The organism is Nonomuraea sp. NPDC048901 (assembly GCF_040649695.1).
Lineage (GTDB): Bacteria > Actinomycetota > Actinomycetes > Streptosporangiales > Streptosporangiaceae > Nonomuraea.
Window position 1 is genome coordinate 122,858 of the sequence record NZ_JBEZFW010000008.1, and the last position, 19,116, is coordinate 141,973.

The 19,116-nt window shown below is 68.7% G+C and carries 22 protein-coding genes; 11 read left to right on the forward strand and 11 right to left on the reverse strand.

All coding sequences use genetic code 11. The features are described 5' to 3' along the window. Positions 1 to 110: 110 nt before the first annotated feature. Positions 111 to 602 carry a DinB family protein gene (locus AB0C30_RS27915; RefSeq protein ID WP_357949786.1) on the reverse strand — a complete coding sequence of 164 codons (492 nt, stop codon included), beginning with the start codon at positions 600 to 602 and terminating at the stop codon, positions 111 to 113. A 440-nt stretch (positions 603 to 1,042) separates the two neighbouring features. On the opposite strand from AB0C30_RS27915, the gene AB0C30_RS27920 reads away from it, so the two are divergent. Next, positions 1,043 to 1,933, forward strand: a complete 891-nt coding sequence (locus AB0C30_RS27920) for an NAD(P)H-binding protein (protein ID WP_357949788.1) — start codon at positions 1,043 to 1,045, stop codon at positions 1,931 to 1,933. 74 nt (positions 1,934 to 2,007) lie between these two features. Here the strand turns inward: AB0C30_RS27920 and AB0C30_RS27925 are convergent, their stop codons facing one another. After that, entirely contained in the window at positions 2,008 to 2,589 is a 582-nt protein-coding gene (locus AB0C30_RS27925) for an ATP-binding protein (protein ID WP_357949791.1), read from the reverse strand. A 109-nt stretch (positions 2,590 to 2,698) separates the two neighbouring features. On the opposite strand from AB0C30_RS27925, the gene AB0C30_RS27930 reads away from it, so the two are divergent. From AB0C30_RS27930 to AB0C30_RS27945, 4 genes are all read left to right on the forward strand, one after another. After that, positions 2,699 to 3,532: a helix-turn-helix transcriptional regulator gene (locus tag AB0C30_RS27930; RefSeq protein ID WP_357949794.1), complete on the forward strand. Its 834-nt coding sequence runs from the start codon at positions 2,699 to 2,701 to the stop codon at positions 3,530 to 3,532. Beyond that, on the forward strand, positions 3,517 to 3,732 hold the full coding sequence (locus tag AB0C30_RS27935; RefSeq protein WP_357949797.1) for a DUF397 domain-containing protein: 216 nt from the start codon (positions 3,517 to 3,519) through the stop codon (positions 3,730 to 3,732). The genes AB0C30_RS27930 and AB0C30_RS27935 overlap by 16 nt, the downstream gene beginning before the upstream one ends. A 185-nt stretch (positions 3,733 to 3,917) precedes the next feature. Further along, positions 3,918 to 5,558 carry a cytochrome bc complex cytochrome b subunit gene (locus AB0C30_RS27940; protein ID WP_357949800.1) on the forward strand — a complete coding sequence of 547 codons (1,641 nt, stop codon included), beginning with the start codon at positions 3,918 to 3,920 and terminating at the stop codon, positions 5,556 to 5,558. 99 nt (positions 5,559 to 5,657) lie between these two features. Next, entirely contained in the window at positions 5,658 to 6,212 is a 555-nt protein-coding gene (locus AB0C30_RS27945) for a dihydrofolate reductase family protein (protein ID WP_357949802.1), read from the forward strand. Between the two features lie 15 nt (positions 6,213 to 6,227). Here the strand turns inward: AB0C30_RS27945 and AB0C30_RS27950 are convergent, their stop codons facing one another. From AB0C30_RS27950 to AB0C30_RS27960, 3 genes are all read right to left on the reverse strand, one after another. Then, positions 6,228 to 6,743, reverse strand: coding sequence for a hypothetical protein (locus tag AB0C30_RS27950; protein ID WP_357949805.1), 516 nt, complete (start codon positions 6,741 to 6,743; stop codon positions 6,228 to 6,230). Between the two features lie 109 nt (positions 6,744 to 6,852). Continuing rightward, complete coding sequence (locus AB0C30_RS27955; protein WP_357949808.1) at positions 6,853 to 7,755, reverse strand: hypothetical protein; 903 nt, start codon at positions 7,753 to 7,755, stop codon at positions 6,853 to 6,855. Then, a complete protein-coding gene (locus AB0C30_RS27960) occupies positions 7,752 to 8,384 on the reverse strand; it encodes a sigma-70 family RNA polymerase sigma factor (protein WP_357949812.1) in 633 nt (210 codons plus the stop codon). Before AB0C30_RS27960 ends, AB0C30_RS27955 begins: the two co-directional genes overlap by 4 nt. 103 nt (positions 8,385 to 8,487) lie before the next feature. On the opposite strand from AB0C30_RS27960, the gene AB0C30_RS27965 reads away from it, so the two are divergent. From AB0C30_RS27965 to AB0C30_RS27985, 5 genes are all read left to right on the forward strand, one after another. Next, entirely contained in the window at positions 8,488 to 9,672 is a 1,185-nt protein-coding gene (locus tag AB0C30_RS27965; protein WP_357949814.1) for a cytochrome P450, read from the forward strand. Between the two features lie 78 nt (positions 9,673 to 9,750). Then, entirely contained in the window at positions 9,751 to 10,506 is a 756-nt protein-coding gene (locus AB0C30_RS27970) for a dolichyl-phosphate beta-glucosyltransferase (protein WP_357949816.1), read from the forward strand. Beyond that, positions 10,479 to 12,200 (forward strand): glycosyl transferase, encoded by a 1,722-nt coding sequence (locus AB0C30_RS27975; RefSeq protein WP_357949820.1) that lies wholly within the window; start codon positions 10,479 to 10,481, stop codon positions 12,198 to 12,200. Before AB0C30_RS27970 ends, AB0C30_RS27975 begins: the two co-directional genes overlap by 28 nt. A gap of 62 nt (positions 12,201 to 12,262) precedes the next feature. Then, a complete protein-coding gene (locus tag AB0C30_RS27980; protein WP_357949822.1) occupies positions 12,263 to 12,799 on the forward strand; it encodes a SigE family RNA polymerase sigma factor in 537 nt (178 codons plus the stop codon). Continuing rightward, a complete protein-coding gene (locus tag AB0C30_RS27985) occupies positions 12,786 to 13,745 on the forward strand; it encodes a hypothetical protein (RefSeq protein ID WP_357949826.1) in 960 nt (319 codons plus the stop codon). The genes AB0C30_RS27980 and AB0C30_RS27985 overlap by 14 nt, the downstream gene beginning before the upstream one ends. Here the strand turns inward: AB0C30_RS27985 and AB0C30_RS27990 are convergent. From AB0C30_RS27990 to AB0C30_RS28000, 3 genes are read right to left on the reverse strand one after another with little or no spacing between them, the layout of a single operon-like run. Next, a complete protein-coding gene (locus AB0C30_RS27990) occupies positions 13,735 to 14,820 on the reverse strand; it encodes a Zn-dependent alcohol dehydrogenase (RefSeq protein WP_357949829.1) in 1,086 nt (361 codons plus the stop codon). The two genes, AB0C30_RS27985 and AB0C30_RS27990, sit on opposite strands and share 11 nt — an antisense overlap. An 18-nt stretch (positions 14,821 to 14,838) precedes the next feature. Next, entirely contained in the window at positions 14,839 to 15,030 is a 192-nt protein-coding gene (locus AB0C30_RS27995) for a ferredoxin (protein WP_357949832.1), read from the reverse strand. Next, entirely contained in the window at positions 15,027 to 15,479 is a 453-nt protein-coding gene (locus AB0C30_RS28000) for a pyridoxamine 5'-phosphate oxidase family protein (RefSeq protein WP_357949834.1), read from the reverse strand. Before AB0C30_RS28000 ends, AB0C30_RS27995 begins: the two co-directional genes overlap by 4 nt. A gap of 85 nt (positions 15,480 to 15,564) precedes the next feature. Between AB0C30_RS28000 and AB0C30_RS28005 the strand changes: the two genes are divergently transcribed. Continuing rightward, the gene (locus AB0C30_RS28005; protein WP_357950747.1) at positions 15,565 to 16,194 is read left to right on the forward strand and encodes a class I SAM-dependent methyltransferase; all 630 of its coding nucleotides are present in this window, start codon (positions 15,565 to 15,567) and stop codon (positions 16,192 to 16,194) included. Here the strand turns inward: AB0C30_RS28005 and AB0C30_RS28010 are convergent. From AB0C30_RS28010 to AB0C30_RS28020, 3 genes are all read right to left on the reverse strand, one after another. Further along, positions 16,191 to 17,195 carry a DUF1702 family protein gene (locus tag AB0C30_RS28010; RefSeq protein ID WP_357949836.1) on the reverse strand — a complete coding sequence of 335 codons (1,005 nt, stop codon included), beginning with the start codon at positions 17,193 to 17,195 and terminating at the stop codon, positions 16,191 to 16,193. The genes AB0C30_RS28005 and AB0C30_RS28010 overlap by 4 nt on opposite strands. Before the next feature lie 151 nt (positions 17,196 to 17,346). Then, positions 17,347 to 18,387 (reverse strand): prenyltransferase, encoded by a 1,041-nt coding sequence (locus AB0C30_RS28015; RefSeq protein WP_357949839.1) that lies wholly within the window; start codon positions 18,385 to 18,387, stop codon positions 17,347 to 17,349. After that, complete coding sequence (locus AB0C30_RS28020) at positions 18,384 to 19,100, reverse strand: methyltransferase domain-containing protein (protein WP_357949841.1); 717 nt, start codon at positions 19,098 to 19,100, stop codon at positions 18,384 to 18,386. Before AB0C30_RS28020 ends, AB0C30_RS28015 begins: the two co-directional genes overlap by 4 nt. Positions 19,101 to 19,116: the final 16 nt, after the last annotated feature.

The following is a 19,116-nucleotide window of genomic DNA, read 5'->3' on the forward strand; positions in this document are numbered from 1 at the left end:
CGTGGCGCGCTTCGCGCGGACGGCGCTCAGGCGTGTTTCCTTGGGGCTCCGCCCCGGCGAGGGGCTCCCGCCCCTCGCGAACCCCATGCCTTGCCTGGTTGGCGGACCAGCTATCGAGGCCCGAGTCCCGTCTTGCCGTCGAGTAGCTCGCGTGCGGCGTCGAGGTGGCCCGCATGGCGTGCGGTCTCCTCGATCATGTGCAGGACGATTCGCCGCAGGTCGGTGACCTCGTCCCCGAGCGGACCGGGGTGACGTCCTCGCGGGGGAGCCGAGAGCGGAGTCGCGGCGAGGACCGCGTTGGACCGCTCGCACTGGTCCCGGTAGAACGCGAAGACCACGGACGGTGGTCGCGGTGTGGTCAGCGGCATGTGGTCGTCGGGCCAGGCCAGCGGCTCGGCGTGCCCGGTGGCGATCTCCTGGAACCAGTGCCGCTCGGCGTGGCCAAGGTGCTCCACGAGCCCCAGAACCGTCCATCCCGAGGGCAGGACCGCGGTTGACAAGGCTTCGACCTCGAGGCCGTCAACGATCGCCAGCACGCTGGCCCGTTGCGCCTCCAGGAACATCAACAGCGCGTTCTTCTCGCCGTCATCCACCGGGTCCACGCCCTCTCTGATCAGGCAACGAAGAGCTGCCGGAAGAGCTCCTGCAGGATCGTCACCGGCGAATGCCGCAGGTTAGCAAGCGGAACCGACATTTATTGGACACCGCCACGTCAGGCCCGTCGGGCTTCCTCCCGGCTCGGCCTGCCCCAGCCGGTTGGTCTTGCGCACGGAGGATACGCGGGTATGTGGGAGCCATTACCGCAACCGGATCCGCGTGACGATCATGGATATGGCGCGTTGGCATGACGGCGTGCTGATGCGTTGACAGCTGAGCAGGTGGAGTCGTGGTAGCTCGGTTCGGCCACCGTTTTGGCAGGTCGGAGCCTTGTGGGCGGCGCTGGACATGCTTGTGTCGTGCCTTCGCCTGTGATCCACTTCCAGGTACGTAGTCGGCAGCAGGGGCTCCGCGATCCACAGCGACCCCGGATAGAGGGAAACCCATGTCTGAAGCGAACCACGCCACGGTGGCGGTCACCGGGGTGACCGGGGCGCTGGGCAGCCGGATCGCGGCCCGGCTCGCCGAGCATGGCGTCCCCCAACTCCTCGTCGGACGCAGCCCCGACCGCATACCCGAACTGCCAGGCGCCCAGCGACGCGGTCCGGCCGCCTACGCCGACGCCTCGGACATGCGCGAGGCGCTCGAGGGCGCGTCGACCCTCGTCCTGGTCTCCGGACATCGCACGGGACGTCGGTTGGAGGAACACGCCACCGTGGTCGAGGCCGCGATCGCGGTCGGCGTGAACCGGGTCCTGTATGTGTCCCTCGTCGGCGCGTCGCCCATCGCCACCTATGTCAACGCCCGCGACCAGTGGCTGACCGAACAGTTCCTGGCAGGGGCCGGGATCCGCCACACGGTGCTCCGGGCGGGCATCTACGCGTCGACGCCGGCCGCCCTCGCCGACGAGGAATTCGTCGTGAGCGGCCCCGCGAGCACCGGCCGGGCCGCCTTCGTCACCCACGAGGACATCGCCGACGTGATCACGGCCGTCGCGCTCGATGAGGGTCCCCGCTCCGCGTACGACGGCGCGATCCTTGAGATCACCGGGCCCGAGGCCCTGACTCTCGACGAAGCGGTCACCCGGATCGCCGCGGCCACCGGTCGGCCTTACCGCTTCGAATCCGAGACTCTTGAGGAAGCCTTCGCACGGCGATGGCGACTGGGCATCAGCGGAGAGCAGATCGAGACCTGGATCTCGTGGTTCCAGGCGATCGAGAAGGGCGAGGTCTCCGTGGTCACCGACGTCGTCTCCCGGCTCACCGGCTCACCGGCGACCCCGATCGCAGACGCGGCCTGGTGGCCAGCGCCGAAGACGGCGCGTGGTATCCGCTGAGGGCCCTTCTCGGTCGCGCGCTCTTCGGACGGTTCGCCCGGGATCCTGTTCGTCACCTGGACGCGGCGCCGCACTCAGGTCGTGGCTGAATGGTGGGCTTCCAGACATGTGGATTCGGCATTCGGCCTTACCGTCCGAAACTTCACGTTGGCCCACACGATGCGGTGATCAACTGCGGTGACAAAAGTCCCCCAGCATCCGTTGGACAGATCAGCGACAATGCGAATACCGCGCCCCGATTCGGCCTCGGGAGCGGGCTCGGCCATATGCGGCTCAGCGCCAAATGCGCCGGGATCGGTCACCTCGACGCGAAAGAAGCCGTTCCCGCGTCCCACGCTCACCGTGACCCACTCGCGGTCCGGGCCTCCTTCCACGTGCTCGCAGGCGTTCGTGACCAGCTCAGAGACCACCTGCTGCACATCGGGCACCGTCGGATGGTCGTCCGCGAGCCACCAGGCGACAGCCGCGCGCGCCTGTTTCGGCGCCATACGGCCGCGCCGCAGCCGGGTTGCTCCGATGAGAATTACATCTTCTGCTCGTATTAGCATGGAAATCACCTGACTCGCCCGAATTTCTGTGCCGTTATAACACGCGATCTCGAGAATTCGTGTGTCGCACGGGGAATTGTTGGCCTGAAACGCTGGTAAGCGTGCCATCCGGCAGGTAATTTTTGGGATGACCGTAAGGGCTCGTGCCACACGAATATGAGCCCCTCGGTGGGAAATGTTGTGTGATCCTGTGGGATCAGACCAGGAGTAGCCCCCGATGCGTCCTGCCAAAGAGTTGAATCCAGACGCCAGCGCGGAGGCCCGTTTCGGGTACGAACTACGTCAGCTTCGTCTCGAAGCGGGACTGACCCAAGGGCAACTCGGCCACAAGATCGGTTTCTCCGCCAACCAGGTCGGTTCCGTCGAACGAGCCGTACGCACACCGACCGAGGTGCTCGCCAAGCGCTGCGAGGAAAGACTGGGGCTGGAGCCGGGCCGCCTGGGCGACTTCCTGCCGGTCGGCAAGCGGGAGTCCGTCTTCAAGACGCTCGCCCCCTGGCTCGACATCGAGGCGACTGCTCGCGAACTCTGGACCTGGGAGCCAACCATCGTCCCTGGCCTCCTGCAGACGCCCGAATACGCCCGAGCCATCGTGGCGGGAAAACCGGGGGTCACCGGTGACCAGGTGGAGGAGGCGGTCAAGTCCCGGATGGCGCGCAAGGAGATCTTCCAAAGAGACAGCCCACCCACACTCTGGGCGGTCCTCGATGAGTCGATCCTTTACCGTCCGATCGGGGGCGAAAGTATCACCCGCCACCAACTGTCGCACCTCATCGAGGTGGCTCATAGTCCGTGTATCACGATCCAGATCCTCCCGCTCAGCGCCCGTCTCACGGCTGGACTGCTCGGAGGCTTTGTGATCGCGCATATGACAGGTGGGCCGAGCGCGGCCTTCGTGGACAGCCCGGTATCGGGAAAGGTGTGGGACAAACCGGCTGAGATCGAGACCCTCGGCCTCCGCTATCAGATGTGCCGCGCGGAAGCCCTTCCCCAGAGCCTGTCCATCAAGAAGATCGAGGAGAGGTTGGAGCAGGGATGGACCTGGAACTGAACGAGGAACTCAGGACCGCCGCATGGCGGAAGTCTTCGTACTCGGGCGACAACGGAAATTGCCTGGAGGTTGCCCCGCTGTCCGCCGGTCGCGTGGGTATCCGCGACACCGAGCGGCCTGACCTGCAGCCCTACGTGGTGAGCGCGTCGGTGTGGGCTGCGTTCATGGACGGCGCCAAGCGGGGAGAGTTCGACTTCTAGCCACCTCAAGAAGGGGCCCGGCAGCGTACCGGGCCCCTTTGTCATGGGTGTGGAGGGTGCTCAGCGCGGGCGGACATGTCACATTTCGGACCTCTGTGGCGTCTATGTAGCGAGGTGTCCACGAGAACGGGGAGCGACATGCCCACAGTGCCTGACATGGCGGTCGGTGTGAGCGGAGATAACGGATGAACGAGCTCAAGACCATCCCGAACGCCGTCTCAAGCCCCTCGAACTGGCTCGATGAGCGCCTCGGCGCGGCCAACTTCATCAAGCGCAACATGCGCAAGATCTTCCCCGACCACTGGACGTTCCTGTTGGGGGAGATCGCGCTGTATGCGTTCGTCTTCCTGCTGCTGACTGGGACGTTCCTGACGTTCTGGTTCAAGCCCAGCATGGCGGAGATCGTCTACGACGGGTCGTACGCCCCGCTCAAAGGCGTCCTGATGTCCCAGGCCTACGCGTCGTCGCTGGAGCTCAGCTTCGACGTCCGGGGTGGCCTCCTGGTCAGGCAGATGCATCACTGGGCGGCGCTGATCTTCGTGGCGAGCACCATCGTGCACGCGCTGCGGGTGTTCTTCACCGGCGCCTACCGCAAGCCGCGCGAGCTCAACCATGTGATCGGCGTGCTGCTGCTGACGCTGGCGCTCCTGGAGGGGCTGACCGGATACTCGCTGCCCGACGACCTGCTGTCCGGCGCCGGTCTGCGGATCACCGAAGGTGTGCTGGTCTCATTGCCGCTGGTCGGTACGTACGCGACGTTCTTCCTGTTCGGCGGGGAGTATCCGGGCGGAGATGTCATCTCCCGGTTCTATTCGCTGCACATTCTGCTCATCCCGGGCATCATCCTGGCGCTGGTCACCGCTCACCTGGTGCTCATGTGGATGCAGAAACACACCCAGATGGCTGGCAAGACCCAGACGAACCGGAACGTGGTGGGTGCGCCGTTCTATCCGGCGTTCATGGCCAAGGCGGGGGCGTACGTCCTGTTCACGTTCGGGGTGATCGCGGGGCTGGCGACGTTCGCCCAGATCAACCCGATCTGGCTGTTCGGGCCCTACACGCCCGCCGACGTGTCGGCGGGTTCGCAGCCCGACTTCTACATGGGCTTCCTCGAAGGCGCGTTGCGCATCATGCCTCCGTGGGAGATCAACCTGTTCGGTACGTCTCATGCGGGCACAGTGCCGCTCAACGTCATCATCCCGGCACTGGCGCCGCTGGGTATCGTCTTGACGGGTCTGGCGTTGTATCCGTTCCTGGAGCAGTGGGTGACGGGTGACAAGCGCGAGCACAACTTCGCCGACCGCCCGCGCAACAATCCGCACCGCACGGCGATCGGCATGACGGCCATCGTGTTCTACGGCGTGCTCTGGCTCTTCGGTGCCAACGACGAGATCTCCGCCAATTTCCACATCAGCCTCAATGTGACGACGTACGCGGGCCGGGTGCTGATCTTCGTGGCGCCCGTGCTGGCGTATGTGATCACGTACCGGATCTGTCTGGGGCTCCAGCGCTACGACGCGGGCATCATTTCCCATGGCGTCGAATCGGGTGTGATCAAGCGGTTGCCCAGTGGTGAGTTCGTCGAGGCCCACATGCCGGCGGCGGACGACATCGAGGCGCACGTACGGGGCAAGGAGCCGGTCCTGATGTTGGCGGTCGCCGAGCCCGACAGCGCGGGCATCCCGCCGAAGGGCATGCGCGGCCCACTGGGCAGACTGCGCGCTCGGATGTCGAAGGCGTACGGGGGCGAGAAGGTCCCCCTCGACGACGGCCACAGGGCCGGAGAGCTGGATCGCGCGGGCGACGACCGTACGCTGATCCATTAACTGAAGATCGGCCGAGTAGGGCATCTTAAGAGAATCGTCAGCGGGACCTGAGATGTTGTGGGTGTCACCGAGCAGCACCCCGACACTGAGGAGATCCCGATGCGCAAGATCATCAACTCGACCTACATCACCCTCGACGGCGTCATCGAGAACCCGATGTGGACGATGCCCTACTTCGACGACGAGGCTGCCGCATTCGCCGGTGAGCAGACGAATGGCGCCGACGCGCTGCTGATGGGCCGTGCCACGTACGACGGCATGTCCGCCGCCTGGCCGACCCGGGACGAGAGCGACCCGACCACCGGCGCGGCCTATTTCAACAACGTCAAGAAGTACGTCGCCTCGACCACCCTGACCGACCCCACGTGGAAGAACACCGAGGTGCTGCAGGGCGACCTGGTCGAGGAGGTCACCAAGCTCAAGGCCCAGGACGGCAAGGACATCCTGTTGTACGGGTTCGGCTCGGTCACCACTCAGCTCATCAGGGCGGGTCTGCTGGACGAGGTCCGGTTCTGGATCACCCCGGTGCTGGAAGGCGCCGAGAGCGTGACGACGCCGCTCAAGGACTTCAAGGCGTCGTTCGAGCTGGTCGACACCAAGGTCATGAAGAGCGGCGTGATCATCGCCTCCTACCGGCCCAAGGCGGCCGAGTGACGGATGGGCTCGGGATCACGACGGCGGGGTGGTCGCGGCGAGACGGATCTCGCTGAACAGCTTGAGCGTCACCGGACGCAGCCGCAGCCGTGCCTCGCGCGGCCAGCGCAGGCTCAACGACGGAAACACCGTCTCCAGGACGATCTTCAGGTAGGGACGGCCAGAACGGCCGACGGGAATCTTGGCGCACAGAGCGGACACGCTCGTGAAGGTCTCCCGTCGGCCGAGCCGCAGCCGGGTCCGCCCGCTGAACTGGTTCGGGATCCCGGCGGCTTCGAGGCTCACCGATTCCCACAGCAGTTCGGCCGTCTCCTCCTCCCGCAGCCACGCCGGGCGGGTGGGCAGCGGCAGTCGCAGGGTGAATCCCGCCAGCAGTCCGGCCGGAGTCAGCCGGAAGGAACCCTGGAACCACGACAGCTCGTCGAGGAGTCGGGGACCGTTCAGGGTGTTCATCGACAGGCTCGCCGTACTGGCTTCCATGGCGATCCGCCAGCTGGCGGGGTCGGTGTATGGGACTTCCGGGATGGACACCAACAGGATTCATCTCCCCTGCGCGGACGCCTGGACTAACGGGCGGCTACCTACGGGCGGCTACCTATAAGACGTTCCAACCGCGGGAAATGTGACAGGGCGCTGTTCCTCAGTCGGTGAGGTCGTCGTACCACTGAGGTGTTCTGACCTTCAGCGGGTCGGGGGCGGGACTGGCGCCGGCACCAGGGAGGACGTAGAGGTCGACGGTGTCGGAGCTGTGGTCGCGGGAACCGCTGACGATCCAGCCGTCCTTGATCCGGTCCGCGGGGACGGGCTGGTCGGAGAAGCCGCCGCCAGGGTAGCTCCACACCAGGCGGTAGCCGATCTTCAATCCACGGCGGCGCGCCTCGGCGCGCACGGCCGCGACCGTTTTGCCATGAGCCGTATAGCCGTCCATGGCCTCCTCTCCCTCGGGATCGAAAGCGGCGTCCTCGGCATAGGGTTCGCCCGGCTTGGCGGGACGGCCGACCCCGAAGACGACGCGTCCGGGGAAGTCCGAGGGCATCCAGACCTTGCCGCAGAACACCGACGCGCAAGGTGTCACGTCCTGCACCCCAATGCTTCCGTGCCATTTGAAGCCCTCCGGAACGATTGGGCCGAGCAGCTTGCCGACCTCGTCCGGTGCCACCGGGATGACCTTCACCGTGACGTTCAACCCGACCGCCCGGAACGCCTCCTCGAAGCGCCGGCGGTCGGCCGCCGGGTCCGTGATGGTGACGCTGAAAGAGTCCTCGGCCCGCTTGATGGAGACGGCCGCGTTGGCGAACTCGGTCGCCGGCCCCCCGGCCGGCAGGCCGACGCCGATCGCCACGGCCACGGCCGCGGCGGTGACCGCCGATGCCAGGACAGGCCGACGGAGTCCGAAGGTTCCCCGTTGCGGAAGCCAGGACCGTCGGCGGCCCGGAGCCGGTGTCGCCATGATCGCCGCACGTAGCTCGCGCGCGCCGGGCCCCTGTTCCGGCGCGTGCGGGGTCGGATCGATGGCCCTCATCAGGTTGTCGATGTCACTCATGCTTCCCCCATCGCGATCGTCGAGGACGTCGGCCGCTCCAGCGCCGCCGCCAGCCGCTTGCGCGCCCGGTGCAGCCGGGTCCGGGCGGCGACGGCCGTACATCCCAAAACCTTGGCGATCTGCTCGCTGCTCAGACCCTCCCAGTGGGCCAGCGCCATGACTTCGCGGTCACGCTCGGGCAGCTCGTCGAAGGCGGCGCGTACGTACTCCAGATCGACCGGTCTGACGGGCCGGTCGGCGGCCAGCTCGTCGCGGAGCCGCTCAGCGAGCCCGGCCCTGCGGGACGCGCCGCGTTGCTGGTTGGCCAGTACGCGGCGGGCCACCCCGTATAACCAGAGCAGTGCCCGCTCTCCCTCTGGCACGTCGCCGATGCGCCGCCAGGCGGTGAGGAACGTCTCGGAGATGACGTCGGCGGTGTCGTCGGGGGAGCTGGTACGGCGGGCGGCGTACTGATGTATCGCCGGATAGTACGCGTCATAGACCGCTTCGAAGCGATCTCGGTGTGTCACAGAGTCTCCTTGCCGAAAGGTGCCGGACACCTTGGTAAGTGTCCGGCACCCTTCGGCCTGTTGCAGTTCCCCGTACGCCGCACACGCGTGAGTCACAGCCCCGCCGACCGCCGCCGACATGGCCTGACACAGGTCAACTCCCTGTCCTTCGATGATCTGGACAGCCTGGAGGGTTGGTGAAAGCGTGGGCCAGACTGCTCGTCACCTGGTGAGAGGTGGGGCCATGAGGGACTATCCGCTCGGCATGCCGTACCAACTGGAACTGGACGACACCTACGGCTGGCTGCGCGAGCACGAGCCACTGGCCCGGATTCAGCTGCCGTACGGCGAGCCGGCCTGGCTGGCGACCCGCTACGACGACGTCCGTACGGTCTTCGCCGACCCGCGCTTCAGCAGGGCCGCTGCGGTGGGCCGGGACGCGCCGCGCATGTACCCGGAGCCGGTGCCCGGCGGGCTCTCCGACCTCGACCCGCCGGAGCACACGCGGATGCGGCGGCTGATCGGCAAGGCGTTCACCGCGCGCCGGGTCGAACTGCTGAGGCCCCGCGCCGAGGAGATCGTCGAGGACCTGCTGGATCGGCTGGCGGCTCAAGGGCCACCGGCCGACCTGGTGGAGGGCTACGCCGTGCCGCTGCCCGCGACCATGATCTGCGAGCTGCTGGGTGTGCCGTACGAGGATCGGGCGACCTTCCGGTCCTGGGCCGACGCGTACATGACGACGACCGCGATACCGCTGGAGGAGAAGACGGCGCGGCTGGCCGCGCTCGGTGGCTACCTGGCGCGGCTGGTGGCGCGCCGGCGCGAGTCCCCTACCGACGACCTGATCGGCGCTCTGGTGCGGGCGCGTGACGAGCGGGACAGCCTGTCGGAGGAGGAGCTGATCGGCTTCCTGATGACCCTGCTGGCCGCCGGTTACGAGACCACGGCGTCGCAGATCGCCAACTTCACGTACGCGTTGCTGACCCACCCCGACCAGCTCGCCCTGCTGCGTGAGGGGCAGGTGGACCTGGCGGACGCGGTCGAGGAGTTACTGAGGTACGTCCCGGTGACGGCGACCGCCGCCACGTTCATCCCGAGGTACGCCACCGAGGACGTGGCGCTCGAAGGCGGCACCGTACGCGCGGACGAGCCGGTCTTCCCGGCCTACTACACCGCCAACCGCGATCCCGGGGTGTTCGAGGACCCGGAGCGGCTCGACCTCACCCGCAAGCCGCAGCCGAACTTCGCCTTCGGCCACGGCCCGCACTTCTGTCCCGGGGCGCCACTGGCCCGGATGGAGCTTCAGGTGGCGCTCGCCGCGCTGCTCCGGCGCCTGCCCGGCCTGCGGCTGGCCGTGGCAGGGGAGGAGTTGAGCTGGAAGAGCGGCATGGTCATCCGCGGGCCGGTGTCGCTCCCGGTCGCCTGGTGACCATCGAGCCGGCCGCCGCGCGGCGGCCGGTCTGCCCTTCGCTGCAACCTGGATGACGTCCGGCCCTGTCTCCACGGTATGAGCGAGGCAACACTCGATCGGGCGCCTGTCGTCGCGGCTCAGCCCGTCGCCATCGACCTGTCGGTGGTCATTCCCGCCTACAACGAGGAACGCAGGCTCGGCGCGACGCTCACGGCCGTGCTCGGCTATCTTCGCGGCACATCACTGCGCTGGGAGCTCATCGTCGTCGACGACGGCTCGACGGATGGCACGGCCGCGCTGGCCTTTCGGGTCGCCCGGGACGAGCCGGGCGTCCGTGTCCTTCGCCGGCCCGCGAACCAGGGCAAGGGGTGCGCGGTGCGCCACGGTGTGCTCGCCTCCAGGGGAGGCCAGGTGCTGTTCACCGATGCGGACCTGGCCACGCCGATCGAGGAGTTGGCCGGTCTGCGGGCCACGCTGGCGCTGGGCGCCGATGCCGCGATCGGATCGCGCGCCTGCCCCGGCGCCCGGGTGGAGACGCCTCAGCACGTGGTCAGAAGGCTGCTCGGCACCCTGGGCAACCGGCTGATCCAGGCGAGCGCCGTACCCGGCGTGGCCGATACCCAGTGCGGGTTCAAGCTGTTCGACGGTGAGAAGGCCAGGCTGGCGTTCAGCCGGGCCAGGGTGGACGGCTGGGGATTCGACGTGGAGATTCTGCGTGCCTTCTCCCGGCGGGGCTGGGTGGTCAGGGAGGTTCCGGTCCGCTGGGCGCACCAGCCGGGGTCGAAGCTGCGCCCGCATCACTACCTGCGGATGCTCATCGAGCTGTGCCGAGTGCTCGCCGGGCGTCGGTGATCCCGCACCTCAGGCGGGGGTGCGCCGATCTCGGGTTCGCCGCCGCCTTCCTCGCCTTGGCCGTGCTGGTCTACGCGCATCTCTGGGCCGATCCGGCACGCCGCTACCTGATCGAGGGCGGCCAGGACCAGAACCAGTGGGAGTGGTTCTTCTCCGTCACCGCGCACAACCTGCTCAACGGCGAGTCGCCGCTGTTCACCACGCTGCAGAACCATCCGCTTGGCGTGAACCTCATGGCCAACACGGTCATGCTGGGCCTGTCGATCCCGCTGGCGCCGCTGACGCTGGCCTTCGGGCCGTCGGCCACGTGGGCGGTGGTGCTGACCGGCGGGCTCGCGGGCAGCGCCTTCGCGTGGTACTGGCTCCTGTCCAGGCAACTGGTGGCCACGCGCGCGGCCGCCGCGATCGGGGCCGTGTTCTGCGCGTTCGCACCGCCGATCGTCTCGCATGCCAACGCCCATCCGAACTTCGTCGTGGTGTTCGTGATCCCGCTCGTCATCCACCGGCTCGTGCTGCTGCACCGGCATCGGCGGATCTTGCGTGATGGCGTGATCCTCGGGGTGCTCATCGCGTACCAGATCTTCCTGGGGGAGGAGGTGCTGCTGCTGGCCGCCACCGGACTGGCGGTCTTCGGTCTCGGGTACGCGCTCGCGGTCCGCCCACCGACGCGGCCGGTGGTCGTGGGCGTGGCAGTGGCGGCGACGGTCTGTCTGGCTCTGGCCGGTCCCGCGCTGGTGTTCCAGTTCACCGGGCCGCAGAGCTACGCGAGCCTGATCCACGGGCCGGCGGGCAACGACGTGCGTGCTCTGGTGTCGTTCGCGGGGCGCTCGCTGGCGGGGGACGCCACCGTGGCGGGGTCGCTCTCGCTGAACCCGACCGAGCAGAACGCCTTCTTCGGCTGGCCGCTGGTCATCCTGGTCATCGGCCTCGTGGTGTGGCTGCGGCGCGTCCCCGTCGTGATCCCGCTCGGAGCGGTCGTGGTCGTGGCGGCGGCGTTCTCCCTCGGTCCAGAGATCATCTTTTATGGCGAAAAATCGGGTCTCGCGGGGCCGTGGGAGGTGATGTCGCGGTTGCCGATGTTCGAGTCGGTGTTGGAGTCGCGGTTCGCGATCGTCTGCGTGCCCGCGATGGCCGTACTGCTGGCCGTCGCCGCCGACCGGGTGATCGCCGCCTCGTGGCGCGGCGCCCCCGCGCGGGTGCTGCTCGGCCTGGCCCTGGCCGAGGCGTTGGTGCCGCTCGCGCCCAAGCCGCTGGTCGCGGCTGACCGGCCGGCCACCCCGGAGTTCTTTACCGCCGGTCTCTGGCGGCGGCACGTGCGCGAGGGCCGCGCGTTGGTGCCGGCGCCGCCGCCCGACGCGGCCGATGCCACTGCCCTGCGCTGGCAGATCGACGCCGGTCTGGGCTTCTCCCTGCCCGAGGGCTACTTCGTCGGCCCTTACGGACCTGACCGGCAGGGTGTGTACGGCACCGCGCCCCGTCCCACCGCGTCCCTGCTGCGTGACGTACGCGACAGTGGCCAGGTGCCGTCCATCGGCGCGGCCGAACGCCGCCAGGCCCGCGCGGACCTCGCGTACTGGCGAGCCGATGCCGTGGTCCTCGGCCCGCACCAGCGGCAGGCCGAGCTCCTGCGAACGCTGACCGACCTCCTCGGCCCCGGCCGCCAGGAGGGCGGCGTCTGGATCTGGGACGTATAGGACCGCCAGGGTTGCAACCTTTCGCCCGCCCGGCCGTGTCACACAGAGCGAGGAGGTGATCGATGCAGCCCGCTCAGGAACAGGAGTACGTCGAGTACGTGACCGCGCGACTGGCGTCACTCCGGCGGCTCGCCTTCTACCTGTGCAAGGACACGCACCGGGCCGACGACGTGGTCCAGATGGCCATCACCAGGCTCTACATCCACTGGAAGCGCGCCAAGGCCGCCACCGACCTGAACCGCTACGTGGACGCGATGCTCGTGCGCTGCTTTCTCAACGACCAGCGGCTCGGCTGGTGGACGAGGGTCAGCCTCAGCGGGATGGCACACGAGCTCCCGGGCACGCGGAGCACGAAGCCTCCGGACCTGGAGACTCGATCGGTCGTGCACGCGGCGCTGGCCAAGGTGCCGCCACGCCAGCGGGCGGTGCTCGTGCTGCGCTTCCTGTACGACCTGCCGGTGTCGGAAGTGGCGGAGATCCTCGGTTGCTCCACGGGGACGGTCAAGAGCCAGTCGGCGCGTGGGCTGGCCACGCTGCGCGACCTGCTGGGGGATCGGATGTTCGTCGAGGAGGGGGTGGCGCGTGATGGGCGGCTCTGAGCCGGTTGACAGGCGGCTGCTGGACCCGCTGCGCGAGGCGGAGCCCCCAGGCAGCGGCACGATCGACCTGGCCCGCGCCATGCGCACCGGGCGGCGCCGGGTCAGGGCGCGCCGGGTCATGAGCGCGGCGGCCGGCGTGGGCGCGGTGGTCGCGGTCATCGTCGGAGGCACCGCGCTGGGACGTACGGCACGGCCGCCGGAACCCCAGCCGATCAGCCGCCCGGCCGGGTTCGACGTGCTGACCCGCATGTTCACGGTGGGATCGGCGGGCGGCTTCACTCCCGACTCCTATGAGACGGGGTACGACCACCAGCGGGTGCGCCTGCGCCTGGCGGATCCGGCGAAGGCGGACACGGCGGACGCGCTCGTGGAGATGTATCCACGAGGCCGGAGCCCGTTCGCCGCCCTGTCGCCGTCCGACGGCGAGACGGCGCCGCCCGTCAACGGGCGGCCCGCCTACTGGCCGTCCAGGCCGCTGCTCAGGTCGGGAGCAGCGGAGATGGTCTGGGAGTGGGCGCCGGGCGCGTGGGGCGTCGTGTCCGTCAAGGGAGCCCGGATGGACGAGGACACCGCCCATCGAGTCGCGCAGAGCGTGCTGCCGATCACCGGAGATCGCGTCGAGGTGCCCTTCACCCTGGCGGACGGTGGGCCGGCCGGGCCGCTGTCCGGAACGGTCGCGTCGTACCCGCAACGAGCGGAGCCCGCCCGGGTCGGGCTCCGCTACGGCGACGAGCGCGAGTGGGTGGAGGTCGGCGTCGAGAACGCCGCCGATGCGGCGAAGCCCAACGCGACGGTTGGCGGGGTGCCTGCCGTACGGACGGACACCGAGGTCACGCTGTTGCGGCCGGGTGCCAGATACGCCACATATGTCAGGATGAGCCGGGCCGGTCAGCTTGACGCTCAGCGTCTGGGGGAGCTGGCGGCCGCGGTGCGCGCTAGTCCATGAGGACGATCTGGCGCAGCACCTCGCCGCCCTTGAGCGCGGCCACGGCGTCGTTCAGGTCGGCCAGCCGGATTCGGGCGCTGATCATGGATTCCAGGTCCAGCTGGCCGGCCTTGTAGAGCTTGGCGAAGTACGGGAAGGCGTGCCGCACGTCGGCTTCGCCGTACAGGCTGGACAGCAGGTTCTTGCCCTCGAACAGCAGGCTGAACGCGGAGATCGACACCATGTCGTCCACCGCGCCCGCGCCGACCACGATGACCTCGCCGCCCGCGCGGGTGACCTGCCAGGCGCTCTGGATGGTGGCCGCCTTGCCGACCACCTCGAAGCCGTAGTCGAAGCCGCCGCCCCCGGTCAGCTCGTTGACCGCCTCGGGGACCTGCTCGGGGGTGACGGCGTGGGTGGCGCCGACCTTCTTGGCCAGTTCGTGCTTGGACTCCAGCGGGTCGATCGCCAGGATCGTCCGGGCGCCGGAGACGCGCGCGCCCTGGATGACGGACAGGCCGACGCCGCCGCAGCCGACGACGGCGACGGTCGAGCCGGGGCGTACCTTGGCGGTGTTGAGTGCGGCGCCCACGCCGGTGGTGATGCCGCAGCCGATCAGCGCGGCCGCCTCCCACGAGATGTCCGTGTCGATCTTGATCGCGCCCTGCCAGGGGACGACGATCTCCTCGGCCCAGGTGCCGCATCCGGCCATGCCGTACGCCGTCTGGTCGCCGCCGAAGCGGAAGTTGCCCTTGGTGAAGGACTCGATCACGTACTTCATGCAGAGGTACGGCTGGCCGCCCAGGCACAGCTCGCAGTCCTGGCAGGACGGGCGCCAGTTGATGATCACGTGATCGCCCGGCTGGACCGAGGAAACATGCTCGCCCACCTCGACCACCTCGCCCGCGCCCTCGTGACCCGGGACGAGCGGTACGGGCTGCGGCAGCACGCCGGACATGGCCGACAGGTCCGAATGGCAGACGCCCGTAGCCTTGATCCGCACCCGTACGTCGGTCGGGCCGACGGGGGTGAGGGTGACATCGTCGCGGATGTCCAGCTTGTCGTCGCCTACGGCGTGCAGAAGGGCGGCGCGCATGGGGAGTTCCTCCTCCGGCTATTCCTCTAGGGAAAGAGCGGCTTTGGGGCAGGACCGGACTGCGTGGCGGACGCGGTCCAGGAGTTCGGGGGGTGGTTCCGGGAGCAGGATGTGGAGCTGGTCATCGTCGTCCACGTCGAACACCTCGGGTGCGAGCCCCATGCACACCGCATTGGCCTCGCACACCATCTCATCTACCTTGACCCTCATGTGAGCCTCCTGTGATCCCATGAGACCACTTTGGTGCGCTCGACAAGGTAAGCGACCCGTTTCCGCCCAGTTTGTTCGACATATGGCCGCAAAAGTTCGTCCGGCACGTCCGGGGTCATCCTGCGCGTGACCTTCATGCCGACGGCCAGGACCTGCTCGGGCTCGTCGATACGCTTGGCCTCGCCGTACAGCAGGACGCCGCGCAACTCGTTGTAGTCCTCGCCGGTCTCGATCAGGCAGCTCACCCGTGGGTCGCGCTCCAGGTTGCGGACCTTCTGCGCCTTGGCGTAGCTCCAGAAGACGATCCGCCCCTCGTCGAGGCCGTAGAACATGGTCACCAGATGGGGCGTACCGTCAGGGTTGATGGTCGCGAGCTGGAGCTTGCGGGCCCCTTCGAGGAAGGCGGTGACCTCGTCTCCGGACATCGCGATGCGAGCGCGCTGATTCACGTTGCCAAGTAGAACAGGTTGCAGAATGGCGGGCAAGGGGGCGCTGGAATGTTGTTCGGTTCTACTAGGGTGCATCCCTATGACGATGCCGCCTGAACTGCGATTCGCAGCCAAGCAAGCCAAGGGTTTCATGCCGGAGAAGGAGGGCCTGGCGCTGTTCGAGGCGGCTTGCCAGTACGGCAAGCTCGGGCCGATCTGCGAGATCGGCACCTACTGCGGCAAGTCGGCCGTCTACCTCGGGGCGGCGGCCCGGCTGGCCGGGTCCGTGGTCATCACCGTGGACCACCACCGCGGCTCGGAGGAGATCCAGCCCGGCTGGGCCCACCATGACCCGACGCTGGTCGATCCGCGGTTCGGCAAAATGGACTCGCTGCCGACCTTCCGCCAGACGATCGCCGCCGCCGGGCTGGAGGACGAGGTGATCGCCGTGGTGGGCCACTCCGAGCAGGTGGCCCGGCTCTGGAACACGCCTTTGGGGCTGCTGTTCATCGACGGCGGCCATTCCGAGGAGCCGGTGACGCGCGACTACGAGGGCTGGGCGCCGCACGTCATGGCCGGCGGCGCGCTGGTCTTCCACGACATCTATCCGGATCCGGCCGACGGCGGTCAGGCTCCCTACCAGGTCTATCTGCGGGCGCTGGCCTCGGGCGCGTTCACCGAGACCTCGGTGGAGGGCTCGCTGCGCGTCCTGGAGCGCGTGGCGCCAGGCGTTTAGTGCCGCGTCCGGCGGCGGGTCCATGCTCTGCGGGTGTGGGCCCGCCAGGACTGGAAGTCCTCGTGGGTGTGCGGGTCGTGGCCGAGCGCGATGAGCGCCCCCTCGGTCCACCCGGCGGCCTCGTCGGGCTCCGCCCCCGCCAGGATCGGTACGGCCTGCGCCACGTGGTCCGGCAGCGCCCCCGCCTGGAGCCTGGCCGAGGCGGCGAACGCGCTCCCCTGAGCCAGATGGGCCCGGAACCCGTCGGCCCCCGCGTGGTCGGTCAGCCACCACAGCTCATCGGCGTTCGCGCCACCCGTGTGCGTCGCGGCGAACCCGACACCGCTCCACAGATCGGCCCGGCGGCCTGCGGGGTAGGCGGCGATCCTGGCCGCCACGTCGTCCGGTGAGGCGCACTCGTGGTACCAGAGCAGCCGCCCCAGCCCTTGGTCGAAGATCGCGCAGTGGCTCCGGGTGAGCAGGTCGGGCATGGCCCGCTCGCCCACCATCCGATCGGCCCGCGTCAGGCTCCGCTGGAACCCGAACCCATCCACGGCCAGCCACCGGAACAACGGATGGGCCCGCCGTACGCCCCACATGGGCCGCACGCGCAGCAGCGCGTAGCCGCGCCCGGCACCGAGGTGCACGGCGTACGGGTGGAGCTGGGCGGGGCCGGCCAGTAGCTCGTGAAGGCGCCGGCCCCGAGTCATGGTGAGCAGGTCGAGCACGGTGCACGCGGCACCGGCCCCCTCGTAGGCGAAGCTCCGCTGCTCCGGAGCAACCTCGTCGATCCTGTCGGCTTCATCGGAAAGAGCGGCGTTGTACCCGAAAAGGTATGACCGCTCGGCCCCTTCGACGGCCGCCCGGGAATGTCCCTGCCGTAGCCGGAACCTCCGCCGGGCCAGGTCGGCTTCGGACTGCTCCTTCAGCAGCAGCTTCCGTAGCCCGCGAACCGGCGAAAACGTCGACTCGGTCCTGTCTTGTGCCAAGAACGCTGTCGGCTCGGTCCTGTCCTGCTCCAAGAACGCTGTTGTGCCCGTGTCGCCCACGCTTCCCCCGAAGACGCCTCGTACGGCCACTCACGAAGCTAGTAACCCCAATGAGGCGTTCAGCGGCGCCGCTCCGCATTTCCCGGCAAAGAACCCGCAAAAGCCCTTGCGTACCCGGTCGAGATCACGCGCGCGCGGGCGTGCAGCCACACAGATGCGGGTCGGCGGGGGAGACGGAGGGGGCGCTGATGTCGCGGAAGATCCCCGCACCCGGGGAGAAGGCGGACAACGCGTCCGCGGCGAGCACCGCCGCCGCGGCCGTATATCCGCTCCGCTCGTGCGGGAAGTGCCGCTGGTTGACGAACTGCCAGCCCGTCCAGTACGAGCCGTCCTCATGGCGCAGATGCTGGACGTCGGCGAACAGCCGCGCGGCCCGGTCGCGGTCGCCCAGCGCGTCGAGGGCCAGCGCCAGCTCGCACGTCTCCGCCCCGGTCACCCACGGCTGGTCCGACACGCATCGGATGCCCAGCCCCGGCACCACGAACGTGCCCCACTCCCGCTCCAGCAGCTCCTCCGCCGCCGGGCCCCGGACGGCGCCGCCGAGCACGGGGTAGTACCAGTCCATGGAGAAGCGGCTCTTGTCGGTGAACGCCTCCGGGTGCGCGGCCAGCACATGGGCCAGCCGGTCGGCGGCCAGCTCCCAGTGCGGCTGCGGGTCGCCTAAGTGGTCGGCGAGCAGGACGCCGCAGCGCAGCCCCTGGTGGATCGACGCGCAGCCGGTGAGCAGCGCGTAGGAGGAGGCCCGGCCATGCGCGTCGCGCTCCCAGACGACCTCGCCGCGTTCGGTCTGGAGCCCCACCACGTAGTCGAGCGCCCTCTTGACCATCGGCCACCTGAGCTCGGTGAGCTTCTGATCGCCCGTCACCAGGTGATGGTGCCAGACGCCCACCGCGACATAGGCGGCGTGGTTCGACTCGCCGCCCTGCTCGGTGGCGACGCCGTCGACCAGCTTCATCGCCCACGAGCCGTCGTCGCGCTGGTGCCGGGCCAGCCAGTCATAGCCGCGCGCCACGGGGTCGCGCAGGCCCGCCACGGTCATCGCCATCAGGCACTCGACGTGGTTCCACGCGTCGACGTGGCCTTCCGGCCAGGGCACGCCGCCGTCGTCGCTCTGGATCGCCGAGATGCTCAAGGCCGTCCGTACGGCCTCCTCGCGTGAGATCACGCGGCGGGCTTCCTCACGTAGAGCACCACGCTCTTGCCGATGAGCGGGTTGAGCAGGTTCTCGGCCAGCCGGGTGAGCGGCGGGCGCTTCATGATGTCCCAGACCAGCAGCTCGTGGTAGGCCTTGGCGAGCGGATGGTCGTCGTTGTTGACGCCGACCGCGCACTTGATCCACCAGTACGGGGCGTGCAGGCCGTGGGCGTGGTGGTGGGGGCCGATGTCGAAGCCGGTGGACTTCAGCTTGGCCGACAGCTCAGCCAACGTATAAATCCGGACATGTCCACCGGGGGCCGTGTGATAGTCCTCGTCCAGCGCCCAGCAGATCCGCTCGGGCAGGAAGCTCGGCACGGTGATCGCGGCGGTGCCGCCGGGCTTGAGCACCCGGAAGATCTCCCGCATCGCGGCCATGTCGTCGGGGATGTGCTCCAGCACCTCGGCCGCGATGACCCGGTCGAAGGAGCCCTCCTCGAACGGCATGTCCAGCGCCGTACCCTGAACGGTCTCGCCGCCGGCGCCGGGCGGCACCTCACCCGCCTTGTCCATCGCCACGAACATGGCCGCCACGCTGTCCAGCTCGGACTGGTCCATGTCGAAGGCGACCACGTCCGCGCCCCGGCGCAGCACCTCGAAGGCGTGCCGGCCGCCGCCGCAACCCAGGTCGAGCACGCGTACGCCGGGCCCGACCGGCAGCCGGGCGAAGTCCACCGTCAGCACTTATCGATCTCCTTGA

Bases quoted from the DNA above. Each gene is read 5' to 3' on its own strand.
- AB0C30_RS27920 (WP_357949788.1), top strand. From the start codon at position 1,043: ATGTCTGAAGCGAACCACGCCACGGTGGCGGTCACCGGGGTGACCGGG.
- AB0C30_RS27945 (WP_357949802.1), top strand. From the start codon at position 5,658: ATGCGCAAGATCATCAACTCGACCTACATCACCCTCGACGGCGTCATC.
- AB0C30_RS28005 (WP_357950747.1), top strand. From the start codon at position 15,565: ATGCCGCCTGAACTGCGATTCGCAGCCAAGCAAGCCAAGGGTTTCATG.
- AB0C30_RS27995 (WP_357949832.1), bottom strand. From the start codon at position 15,030: ATGAGGGTCAAGGTAGATGAGATGGTGTGCGAGGCCAATGCGGTGTGC.
- AB0C30_RS27940 (WP_357949800.1), top strand. From the start codon at position 3,918: ATGAACGAGCTCAAGACCATCCCGAACGCCGTCTCAAGCCCCTCGAAC.
- AB0C30_RS27925 (WP_357949791.1), bottom strand. From the start codon at position 2,589: ATGGCACGCTTACCAGCGTTTCAGGCCAACAATTCCCCGTGCGACACA.
- AB0C30_RS27960 (WP_357949812.1), bottom strand. From the start codon at position 8,384: ATGTCGGCGGCGGTCGGCGGGGCTGTGACTCACGCGTGTGCGGCGTAC.
- AB0C30_RS27980 (WP_357949822.1), top strand. From the start codon at position 12,263: ATGCAGCCCGCTCAGGAACAGGAGTACGTCGAGTACGTGACCGCGCGA.
- AB0C30_RS27970 (WP_357949816.1), top strand. From the start codon at position 9,751: ATGAGCGAGGCAACACTCGATCGGGCGCCTGTCGTCGCGGCTCAGCCC.
- AB0C30_RS27930 (WP_357949794.1), top strand. From the start codon at position 2,699: ATGCGTCCTGCCAAAGAGTTGAATCCAGACGCCAGCGCGGAGGCCCGT.
- AB0C30_RS27935 (WP_357949797.1), top strand. From the start codon at position 3,517: ATGGACCTGGAACTGAACGAGGAACTCAGGACCGCCGCATGGCGGAAG.
- AB0C30_RS27985 (WP_357949826.1), top strand. From the start codon at position 12,786: ATGGGCGGCTCTGAGCCGGTTGACAGGCGGCTGCTGGACCCGCTGCGC.
- AB0C30_RS27990 (WP_357949829.1), bottom strand. From the start codon at position 14,820: ATGCGCGCCGCCCTTCTGCACGCCGTAGGCGACGACAAGCTGGACATC.
- AB0C30_RS27955 (WP_357949808.1), bottom strand. From the start codon at position 7,755: ATGAGTGACATCGACAACCTGATGAGGGCCATCGATCCGACCCCGCAC.
- AB0C30_RS27965 (WP_357949814.1), top strand. From the start codon at position 8,488: ATGAGGGACTATCCGCTCGGCATGCCGTACCAACTGGAACTGGACGAC.